At 66.1% G+C, this 10,825-nt stretch carries 8 protein-coding genes; 2 read left to right on the top strand and 6 right to left on the bottom strand.

Annotated features, from left to right (window positions below):
• Positions 1-5: 5 nt before the first annotated feature.
• Positions 6-1,394, bottom strand: a complete 1,389-nt coding sequence (locus tag JO236_RS18180) for an MmgE/PrpD family protein (RefSeq protein ID WP_323802176.1) — start codon at positions 1,392-1,394, stop codon at positions 6-8.
• A 175-nt stretch (positions 1,395-1,569) separates the two neighbouring features.
• Between JO236_RS18180 and JO236_RS18185 the strand changes: the two genes are divergently transcribed.
• Positions 1,570-2,598, top strand: a complete 1,029-nt coding sequence (locus JO236_RS18185; protein WP_293333511.1) for a nitronate monooxygenase — start codon at positions 1,570-1,572, stop codon at positions 2,596-2,598.
• Between the two features lie 377 nt (positions 2,599-2,975).
• Here JO236_RS18185 and JO236_RS18190 read toward each other — a convergent pair whose 3' ends face one another.
• Positions 2,976-3,806, bottom strand: coding sequence for an SDR family oxidoreductase (locus JO236_RS18190; protein ID WP_293333607.1), 831 nt, complete (start codon positions 3,804-3,806; stop codon positions 2,976-2,978).
• 145 nt (positions 3,807-3,951) lie between these two features.
• Positions 3,952-4,545, bottom strand: coding sequence for a class I SAM-dependent methyltransferase (locus JO236_RS18195; protein WP_293333610.1), 594 nt, complete (start codon positions 4,543-4,545; stop codon positions 3,952-3,954).
• A gap of 242 nt (positions 4,546-4,787) precedes the next feature.
• Between JO236_RS18195 and JO236_RS18200 the strand changes: the two genes are divergently transcribed.
• Positions 4,788-6,080 carry a sodium:proton exchanger gene (locus tag JO236_RS18200; RefSeq protein WP_293333514.1) on the top strand — a complete coding sequence of 431 codons (1,293 nt, stop codon included), beginning with the start codon at positions 4,788-4,790 and terminating at the stop codon, positions 6,078-6,080.
• A 4-nt stretch (positions 6,081-6,084) separates the two neighbouring features.
• Here JO236_RS18200 and JO236_RS18205 read toward each other — a convergent pair whose 3' ends face one another.
• The 3 genes from JO236_RS18205 to JO236_RS18215 form a co-directional block, all read right to left on the bottom strand.
• On the bottom strand, positions 6,085-7,845 hold the full coding sequence (locus tag JO236_RS18205) for a SulP family inorganic anion transporter (RefSeq protein ID WP_293333517.1): 1,761 nt from the start codon (positions 7,843-7,845) through the stop codon (positions 6,085-6,087).
• An 18-nt stretch (positions 7,846-7,863) separates the two neighbouring features.
• On the bottom strand, positions 7,864-8,937 hold the full coding sequence (locus JO236_RS18210) for a sulfate ABC transporter substrate-binding protein (RefSeq protein ID WP_416362283.1): 1,074 nt from the start codon (positions 8,935-8,937) through the stop codon (positions 7,864-7,866).
• 155 nt (positions 8,938-9,092) lie between these two features.
• Entirely contained in the window at positions 9,093-10,766 is a 1,674-nt protein-coding gene (locus JO236_RS18215) for an NAD-dependent malic enzyme (RefSeq protein ID WP_293333523.1), read from the bottom strand.
• Between the last annotated feature and the right edge of the window lie 59 nt (positions 10,767-10,825).

Below are 10,825 nucleotides of genomic sequence, written 5' to 3' on the forward strand. Positions count from 1 at the left end.
CGCGTTCACAGCCGCAGCCTGCCGCGTGGACGCTCGGCATCCGGTGACACGGCGCCGAGCAGCGCGGCGAGTTCAGCGACGGGGATCTCCTCGATGTGCTCGACCGCTGCGATGATGTCGTTACGCAGGTCGGTACCGCAAAACGGTTCGGCCAGCCAGTGGAACTTCTCCACGACGCGGTCCCATGACATCGGCCGGGTCGGCGATCCCTCGTAATCTGATTCCTCGCAGCTGAATTCACGCCCGTCGCGGGTGGCCACATGCACCCTAGCCGCGGTCCGGTGTGGATAGTCCGCCGTCAGAACTGCGTCCGGCTCGACTTCGACGCGGGCCAGCAGGTCCTGGACGTCGGCACCCCGAACCCGTTCAGTCTCAAGCTGTTCCGGTCCCACCGCACCGTCGAGCAACGCTACCGCGGTGAGGTATTTGAGGTTGTAGTCGGCCTGTTCCTTCGTCCACGGGCGGTCCTTGTTGCCGTAGGCTCCTCCGCCCGCAAAGTCGTAAGCGCCCTGGAAGACTTCGAGGGTCACCCGTTCGACGTCCTCGCCCCGCAGGCTATTGGTGCCACGGATTGCCAACACGGCGTCGATGATGACCTGCCCGTGGATCAGCGAACAATACTGCTTGAGGTAAGTATGTTCGACGGCGGCCAGTCGGCGGTCGAAGGTGTGCAAATCGATCGGCTGGTCGAAGAGCTGGGTCAGGCCATGCGGACCTTCGAACAACGACTTAGGTCCGGTGATGCCGCGTCCGGCCAGCATAGTCGCGTACACCGCGCGCATCCCGGTGCTGGCGGGCGAGATGCCTTTCCAGGTGGACACCGGTTCGGCGTGCACGGTTGCGAGGGAGACGTTGTCGGTCGCGCAGACCGCAATGGCGTCAGCGGTCCGGTCGACACCCAGCCCCAGCAGCTTTGCGGAGCCGGCCGCAGCCGACATCGCCAGCTGCAGTGCGTGATTGAGTCCACGCGCCATCACCGGAACCTGGGCGCTGAACCGGCATTGGATCTCGTAGGCAACAGCGAGGGCCAGCAGGAAATCTGCTCCGCTGGCGTCGACGTGCTCCGCGACGGCGAGGATCGCACCGAAGTTGTCGGCGGGATGACACAGGCCGCCCACCGTCAGATAGGTGTCCAGCAGATCGGGGTATCGCACGAGCACCGCGTTGAAGAACGCCGCCTGGTCCACCGACACCCGCCCACCCCCGACGAGCGTAGCGGACGGTCGGCTGCTGAATTCCACTGTGTGCGAGCGGATCGCGGGAATCAGCTCACCGTCCAGCGCTCCCACCGCACAGGCGATGCTGTCAAGGACGTTGCGCTTCAGCAACGCCCGCGGCCGCTCGGCGAGGTCCGCCTGCGTGGCATCGACCGTGAAGCGGGCAAGATGGTCCACAACATAGGTATCCGTCATGACCTGTCGCCCTTCTGTACCTGTTTGCCTGTAGTCAAGCGGGGCCACCAGCGTGCGTCCAGGACCTGTCGCGCGCGAGTCCGCGGAGGGCACCCACCGCTCGGGATTGACTAAATTGATCAGGCACCATGCCCGCAACAACGAAAGGGGCAGCACGATGCACAGCTCGATAGGCGCTCTGGGAGTGACGTCGCCCGTGCTGGCCGCCCCGATGGCGGGCGGGCCCGGGACACCGCAGCTGGTCATCGCGGCTGCGGCTGCCGGCAGCATGGGCTTTTTGGCCGGCGGCTACAAGACGCCCGACGCGTTGGCCACCGAGATCCAAGCGGTGCGCGGCGCGCAGGTGACCTTCGGCGTCAACCTGTTCGCGCCGAACCCGGTGCCCATCGACGAGGGTGCCTACCAGACATACCGGCAGGCCATTCAGGCGGAGGCCAACCGCTATGGACTCGACTTGAGCACGGTGCCCCGCACCGAGCACGATGACCACTGGCCCGAGAAGATCGATCTGTTGCTCAGCAATCCGGTGCCGGTCGTGAGCTTCACCTTTGGCGTCCCCGACCCGTCGGTGTTCAGCGCCCTGCGCAAGGCCGGCAGCGTGGTGGCGCAAACCGTAACCTCGGCCGACGAGGCGCGACTGGCCGCTGAAAGTGGCGCAGAGCTGTTGATCGTGCAGGCCTCGGCCGCGGGCGGGCATTCCGGCACGCTGACCCCCGAGCACATCCCCGCCGAGATACCGCTGCCGCAGTTGCTGAGCGAGATTGCCGGAGCCACCAGGCTTCCCATGATCGGAGGCGGCGGCATCGCGGCTCCCGCGGACGTTGCCGCCGCGCTGGCCGCCGGGGCCACAGCGGTGGCGGTCGGCACGGCGCTGCTGTTGTCCCCGGAAAGCGGGGCCTCGTCTGCACACCGTGTCGGCCTCACCGATTCTCACCCACGGGGAACCGTTGTCACCCGCGCCTTCACCGGTCGCCCGGCCCGGGGGTTGCGCAACGAATTCACTGAGCGCTATTCGGCCTTGGCGCCGACGGGTTACCCGGCCGTGCACTACCTGACCAGTCCGCTACGCAAGGCGGGCGCCGCCGCCAACGACCCCGAGGTCGTCAACCTTTGGGCCGGAACGGGTTACCGGCACGCCGCGGCCAGGCCGGCCGCGCAAACCCTCGCGGCGTTGGCCGCGGTCTGAGTGCGGCCGCCACGGCGGCTGTTCGCACCAGCGCGCCACCGCTGCGGCGTGGGGTTGCCTCAATCGATGTCGGCCGGTGGCCAAGTCACAACCGGCACGTCTGTACCCAGCCAGGACTCGATACACTTTTTGCCCGGCTACCAGCGACTATGAAGGACGCTTCCATGAATGCGACCACGCGCCGGGCGGAATCACTGAAGTGCTGGAAGTGCTTGACTGGCAAGGTGTTTGCGTCCCAAGTACAGCCTGAGACTGCCCGATTATCGACGACCCCTGTCGCTCAGAGGCGGACAAAAAGTACAGTCCCTCCTCTGGGAGAAATCAACGTTTCAGTTGTGAAAGTGCCGGCGGGACAGCCAGTCTCGCCGGGGCATCTTTCACGCCTTCGCAGGCGGTCCGATCACCAATGCGGCGGTGACTCCGCCGTCGACGAGCACGTCGGTGCCGGTGATGAAACCCGATTCAGGGCCGAGTAGAAACGCGGCCGCGGCAGCGATGTCGTCGGGCGTGCCAAGGCGGCGCGCCGCTGAAGCCGCGATCATTGACCGCATCCCGTCTCCAACCGGAGAGGCAAGTTCTTGCTGGCCCATCGGCGTGGAAATAATGCCGGGACTGATCGAATTGATTCGCGCGTCGCGGCGGCCCCACACGCAGCTGGCCGCACGCACCCGAACGTGGTTGGCCTGCTTGGCAATCGCGTAGGCGATCCCGGGTTCGCCGACTGCTGCACGGCTGACGAAGGGCAGTCCGAGCAGCTCGGCGGCCGGCGTGTGCGCAAGTACCTTTGCCCGTTCGGCGCTCAGTGCCGGGACGAGGTGTCCGGCCATGCTGGCGATGACAACTCCCGCCCCGCCCGGGGCAATCACCGTGGCGAACGCGTCCAGCACCAGGGCGACGCCGAGCAGGTCGACCGCCAGGATCGCTTCGGCCGAGGCCTGCGACAGCGACAGGCCGGCGGTGTGGGCCACCTGGGTGACCGGGCCCAGAGCGGCCGCTTCGGCCGATAAGGTACCGACGGAATCCGCTGAGGTGATATCGACACACCGTGCCTCAACCTGGTGCCCCTCGGCGACCAGCGTCGCGGTCAACGCCTGCAGGGTCAGCTCATTGTTGTCAGCCACCAGGACCGTCTTGCCCGATCCCAGCCGGCGAGCGATGGCCTGCCCCATCCCGCCGCCACCGATCACCACCAGAACGTCGCGGGCCACGGCCACCTCCATAGGAACATCTGTCGGCTCGGACCGTACCCGAGCGGCTCGCGGAGTCAGCGCAGGGGCGGACCATGGGCGCTCGTCGCGGGCGCGTCCGACGGCTTGGGTGACGCAGGCCGCGGCGGCCGACGATGGGCCAGGATTAGCCGGGTGCGCGCCACGTGATCAAGACGCGGCCGTAAGGCAGCAAGCGGACACCGGCGCCGGGAAGCGCATGGCCTACGTGCGACCGCAGTTGTCGCACCGTGTCCGACGGCGGCCACTTGATGGGAGCCGTGTGCTGCCACTTGCCCTTGATCCGGATGATCACGCCACGTGCCACCCAGGTTCTGAGGTGCCACAGTGCATTTCGCAACGACGGGCGGACAAAGGTGACCACGGCAAGCGTCCCTCCGGGCGCGACCAGACTTGCGAGTCGCCGCAGCGTGACATCCGTGTCGGGCAGGTGGTGCAGCGCGGCATTAGAGACCACCGCGTCGAAGCCCGCCGGTGGCAGTTCGGTGGTCATGATGTCGCCATCCAGCCACTGAACCGGTGCGTCGGGGAACCGAGCCTGCGCCCGCTGAAGGACGGGTGCATCGATGTCCAGCGCGACGACGTCCGGCACCCGCGGAGCCAGTCGGGCCGCCAAAAAGCCATCGCCACAACCGACGTCGAGAACGCGGCGGGCACCTGGTGGCACGTGCGAATCCAGTAACGCGTCGTAGTGGATATTGATGTTCCACGGTTGCTTCAACACGCCTCGACGCTAGCCGAAATTCGGTCGAACCCAATGGTCCACCGTGCCGCTCATCCGGCTGCAGTGGTTTGCCAAAGTTAAAGATTAGGACGGTCTAACTTTTAGAGTTGGCCATCCCTACCAGCCAATATCGGCCCTCGGGCGGGCCGGATTGGGAAAGATGTGAGGTTGCTGGACCGCGACTGCGAAGGTAGGTTGGGCGGATAGTTGGCCGACCTGCTCACCTGGCAAACCGAAGGATGACGATGCTCGCCACGGACGCGCCCAAGGTCTCGTCCTCGACGCCATCCCGCTCGGGGCGACGCACCCTGACCCGCTCCGCGCTGATCACAGCCGCTTTCATCGTCCCCGCGATCGTGGCCCGCATCTGTGGCCTGCATTCCGACCCGGTCGCCGCCCTCCTGATCTACGGGGCGGCTGTGGTAGCGGCGAGCTTCCTGTTGGCCTGGGCCGCCGAAGCCGCCCAGATAGATGTCGCGGGTGGCCTTGCGATCGCCGTCCTCGCCGTCGTGGCGGTGCTACCCGAATACGCCGTCGACCTCTACTACGCCTTTGTGTCCGGGCACAACGCGGACTACACGCAGTACGCGGCCGCCAACATGACCGGTTCCAACCGCCTGTTGATGGGGTTGGGCTGGCCGGTCGTGGTCCTGGTCAGCATTGTGGTCGCGCGCAGGCTGGGCAACGCCAAGTCCTCCGGTCTGGCTCTGGAACCCGCCAACCGGGTGGAGCTGGGCTTCCTGCTGATCGCCGGTGTGGTCGCGTTCTCGATACCGGCGACCGGCCAGATCCATTTCGCGCTGGGATTGGCGTTGCTCGCCTGGTTCGCTTTCTACCTCTACAAGATCAGCCAAGGCGATGTGGAAGAGCCCGAGTTGGTCGGCACCGCCGCGGCCATCGGGAACCTCAGGAAGCGCTCCCGGCGTCTTGCCGTCGTCGGTCTGTTCGTAGCGTCCGGCGTGGTGATCCTGCTGTGCGCCAAGCCATTTGCGGACAATCTTGTCGCTGCCGGCACGGAGCTGGGCATCAACCGATTCCTGCTGGTGCAGTGGCTGGCCCCGCTGGCCTCCGAAGCCCCCGAATTCATCATCGCGACCATCTTCGCCTCCCGCGGCAAGGGCACCGCCGCCATCGCCACGCTGATCTCGTCCAAGGTCAACCAGTGGACGCTGCTGATCGGGTCTTTGCCGCTGGCGCATCTACTCGGCGGCGGTGATTTCGCCCTGGTGCTGGACTCCCGCCAGGTCGAAGAGGTTCTGCTGACGGCTACCCAGACCATGATGGGCGTAGCGCTGATCCTCTCCCTGCGCTTCGGCCGGTCCGCCGCCTGGGCGCTGCTGGGGTTGTTCGTCGTGCAGTTCCCGATAACGTCGACCGAAGGGCGGCTGGTGCTGTGCGGTACCTACGCGGCGGTGGCCATCATCGGACTCGTCATCAACCGCCGCCACTTGATCGCCACCATCGGGGCGCCGTTCGTCGGTACCGCCCTCCGTCATGGCGGTCCCCCACATGACGCGGACGAACTGCCGTGACGTATCAGACCAGGTAGTACAGGTCCGGGGCGTCTTCGCCGGTGCCCGGCTTGGGTTCCTGGGCGGCAAGCTCGGTGTGTGCATAGCGCACCGCCTTGAGCGTCGCCGAGTACTCCACGTCCTCCTCAGGAAAGATGTGCTCTGGCGGGAACCAATCCTGGAAGCCGACATTGCGGGCGACCACAAGCAAATCCGGGCGCACCCCGGCCAGCAGGATGGTCGAGCCGCGCGCGGTCGCAGAACGCAGGAACTGCTCGATACGCTCGATACAGACGACGTCGGGATGGCGCACCCGTTTGAGTCGCAACACGACGAACTTAGGGTCGTCGACCTCTAGGCGCTGAGTGATCGCCGCGAGGTAACGCTCCAATTCCGGTGCGGCTCCGAAGAACAGCTCGCCTTCCAGGTCGTAGATGATGATTGACGGGTCCGCCACATCCCCCGGAACGCGTTCGCGGACAACGCGTTCGGGCGTGACGATGAGTTCTTTCGCTTTGAGCTTCGCCGCGCGCGGCACGAACAGCAGGATGGACAGGATGACACCGAGCAGGACCGCTTTGTCGAGATCGATCGCGACGCCGGTAAACGCCGTGACGAGCACCAAACCCGCGTCGTAGCGAGACGCTTTAAGCGTGTAGACCAACCGCTTGAAGTCGACCAGGCGCGCGGCGGTGACCAGCAACAGTCCCGCGAGCGCCGGCTGGGGAACGTACCGCAGCAGCGGCGCAAAGAGCAGCAGCGCCGCGGCGACCGTCGCGGCCGAGACGATCCCGGAGAACCGCGTTGCCCCACCGGACTGGTAGTTGATCGCCGATCGCGACAGCGAGCCCGAGCCCGGCAGGCACTGGAAGAAACCGCCCGTCAGGTTGGCCAGACCTTCGGCCATGATCTGCCGGTTGTAGTCGATCCGCTGTCGGGTCTCGTGCGCGATGGCTTTGGCGATCGAGAGGGCCTCGATGATGCCGACAAAGGCGATGGCCAGCGCGCCCACCGACAGATGGGGCAGCCAGCCGGCGTGCACCTCCGGTATCTCGGGACCGGGCAGGCTGCGCGGAACCTTGCCGGCCACCGACACCGCCGTGCGGCCGCCGGCACCGGGAATCGACCAGCCCGCGACATAGGCGATCAGCGTGGTGATGACCAGCACGGCAAGCATGTCGATCTGCGGCCAGCGGAATTGCTGCACGAGTTTGCGCAGCACGATCGCGAGCAGCACGGCCGTGACACTGAGCGTCACGGCGCGGTAGCTGAGCACATCGCCGTGAAACACGGTGAGCCAGAAACGGTGTAGCACCTGCATGTGGCCGTCGCCCTTGTCGCGCACACCCAGCGCCTTGCCCACCTGGCCCACGGCCAGCAGCAAGGCCGCCGCCGCCATGAAGCCGATGATGACGGCCTCGGAAATGTAGCGGGTCAGATTGCCGAGCTTGAACAGGCTGATCAGGATCTGGAACCCGCCGACCAGGGCACCGAGCAGAAAAAGCGCCTGGAAGAGTTCGGTGGTGTTCTCCGAGTCGACGAAGGCCAGGGCGCCGAAGACGAGCAGTGAAATGGCGCTTGTCGGTCCGTTGATCAGGTGCGAGGACGACCCGAAGATCGAGGCGACCGCGGTCACCACGATCGCCGAGTAAACCCCGAACTTGGGATCCACGCCGGCGATCAGGGCGTACGCCATCGCCTGAGGGAACGAGACGGCCGCGACCGTAAGGCCGGCGATGACGTCGCTGCGGCCTTTGACCCAGTCGTAATTCAGAGCAAGCCCCACGTTGGTTCAGTCTTTCTGCTAGGCGACCGGCGCCGACAGCGTGTCGAGGATTCCGTTGTCGCCGAAGAACTTTTCTCGCGCGTCGGTCCAGCCGGCGGCGATGGCTGTCACCGGAAAGAGCACCAGGGCTGGCAGCCGGTCGGCGTGCCTTGCCAGAATGTCCGGCTTGATCGGCCGGTAGCCGCTTTGTGCTATCACCTCTTGCGCGGCGTCGGTGAACAAGTACTCGAGATAAGCCTTGGAATAGGCGGCCGTCTTCGGATCACGGACGTTCGCATCCACCCAGGCCACCGCCGGCTCGGCCAGGATGCTGACCGGCGGGCGGACGATCTCGAGCTCGTCCTTGTTGGCGGCGACCTCGCGCAGCGCTTCGTTCTCCCACGCCAGCTGCACATCGCCAATCTTCTCCACGGCGAAGCTCGTGGACGCGCCACGGGCGCCGGCGTCGGAGACTACGACGTGCCGCAGCAAGGTGCGCACGTAGTCCGCCGCCTGGGCCGGACTGCCGCCGCGGGTGGTGACCGAACCCCACCCGGCCAGGACGCTGAGCTGGCCGTTGCCGGAGGTGCGCGGATTGGGGGACACGACGGCGACGCCGCTGTTGATCAGGTCGGGCCAGTCGTGGATGGCCTTGGGATTGCCCTTACGGACGACGAAGACGATGGTCGACGTGTAGGGCACCGAATTGTTCGGCAGCCGCCGTTGCCAGTCGGAGGCAACCAGCCCGCGCTTGCGTAGCGCGTCGATGTCGCTGATCAACGCCAGCGACACCACGTCCGCTTTCTGAGCGCCGTCGATCACGTCGCGGGTTTGTCGGCCCGAGCCACCATGGGACTGCTTGACGTTTACGCTGATCCCGGTTTGCGCCCGGTATTGGGTGATGAAGGCCTTGTCCAGCGTCGAGTACAACTCGCGCGTCGGGTCGTAGGACACGTTGAGGATCTGATCGGACCGCTGGTCGGGACTGTTCTTGACGACGACCGCTGTCGCGGCGAAGACGACGGCGACAACGCCAATGACGTTCAACCAGGGAATGCGCAGGCGGCGTGGTCGCAGCGTCACCACACCTGCCCTTTCACTGCACCGACTCACGCCGGCCGCCCGATATTTCCAATGATGTTAACGATCCAGACACCTGTTGGCAGCGGTGGGAATCAGTCTGAGATTAACTACGGGTGCCCTGCGGGCGCGGTTAAGCCTCCGGGGTGCGAGCACGGGACGGTGTCGCCAACGCCGGTCGGTCCCGCTCAGGCGGCTGTTGGCGGATATTCGGGGGTCCAGCGCACCTGCGCGATCCGGTGGGCGAGTTCGTCGTTGCTGCGGCTCGGGGCGACGCCGTCGGCCACGGCCTGCGCGGCGACGGCTTGGGCGATGCGCACCGCGACGCCGGGCACGTCTGACCATGCGGGCAGCAATGGCTGGTCGGGGTCGGCGAGGGCGGGCGACGCATCGCCCAGCGTCGCCGCGGCAACCCGCATCATCTCGTCGGTGACTCGGGTCGCCTGTGCGGCGGTCACGGCGAGTCCCATCGCGGGAAAGATGTAGACGTTGTTGCATTGGGCTACCGGCCGTTCCACACCATTTCGGCGCAACGGCGCGAATGGTGAGCCCGTGGCGATAAGCGCGCGCCCGTCGGTCCAGTGGTCCAATTCGGCGGGATGCGCCTCGGCGTGACTCGTCGGGTTGGACAGCGGGAAGATGATCGGCCGTTCGGTCTTGCCGGCAAGCTCGCGCACGATGTCCTCGGTAAAGGCGCCCGCCGCGGTGGACAGCCCGAGCAGGACGCCCACGTCCACGTGGTGCACGACGTCGGCCAGTTGGGCGGGCCCGGACAGGTCCCAGGTCCGCACGCATGCGGCGGGTTGGGCGAATTCCCGTTGGGCCGCCGAGAGATCGGCGCGGTCGTCGGTGAGCAAACCGAGCACGTCGACAACCCAGATCCGCTCCAGGGCGGCCTCCTCGGTTAGTCCCTCCGTCACCATTTCGCGTCGGATCATGTCCAGGACGCCGATGCCGGCTGAGCCGGCGCCGAGCATGACGACCTGTTGCTGCGACAGCGGGCGCCCGGCCACTTTGGCCGCGCCCTGCAGTGCGCCGAGCGTGACGGCGGCGGTGCCCTGGATGTCGTCATTGAAGGTGAGCAGCTTGTCGCGGTAACGGGCCAGAATCGGCTGTGCGTGCACGGTTGCAAAGTCCTCCCACTGCAGCAGCACGTTGGGCAGTTCCTGGTGCACCGAGGCCACGAACTCGTCGATGAACGCGTGGTAATCCTCGTCGTCGATCCGGCGGTGGCGCCAGCCGAGGTACTGCGGGTCGTCGAGGAGTTCGACGTTGTCGGTGCCCACATCGAGCACGATCGGAAGAGTGCGCGCGGGGTCGATGCCACCGATAAGGGTGTACAGCGAAAGCTTTCCGATCGGGATACCCATGCCGCCGATGCCCTGATCGCCCAGGCCGAGGATCCGCTGCCCGTCGGTCACCACAATCACGTCGACCTCACGCCGGGGCCGGTTGCGCAGCACTTCGTCAAGGCGGTCGCGATCGGGATAGGAAACGAACAATCCACGCGGGCGCCGGTAGATCCCGCTGAAACGCTGGCAGGCCTCACCGACGGTGGGGGTGTAAACAATCGGCATGGTTTCCGGGATGTGGTCACGTAGCACGCGGTAGAAGAGGGTTTCGTTGCGGTCCTGCAACGCGCGTAGATAGATGTGTTTGTCGAGATCGTCGCGGCGCGTGGAAAACTCGTGCCAGCAATGCTCGACTTGTTCTTCCAGTGTTTTCACCGCGGTCGGCAGCAGACCTAATAGGCCGTATCTGCGGCGTTCGTCGTGGGTGAAGGCAGTGCCCTTGGTGGTCAGAGCATCGGATAGCAGGGCGTCCCCGCGTTTCTCGTCAGGCCCCGGCTGTTCGTCAGGCATCGTGTGTTCCCCTTCTGTCGTCTCGCACCGAGTTCCGTTGGCGTGCGGTCTGATTGAGA

Origin of the sequence: Mycobacterium sp., from assembly GCF_019247635.1 — a bacterium.
Taxonomy (GTDB): domain Bacteria; phylum Actinomycetota; class Actinomycetes; order Mycobacteriales; family Mycobacteriaceae; genus Mycobacterium.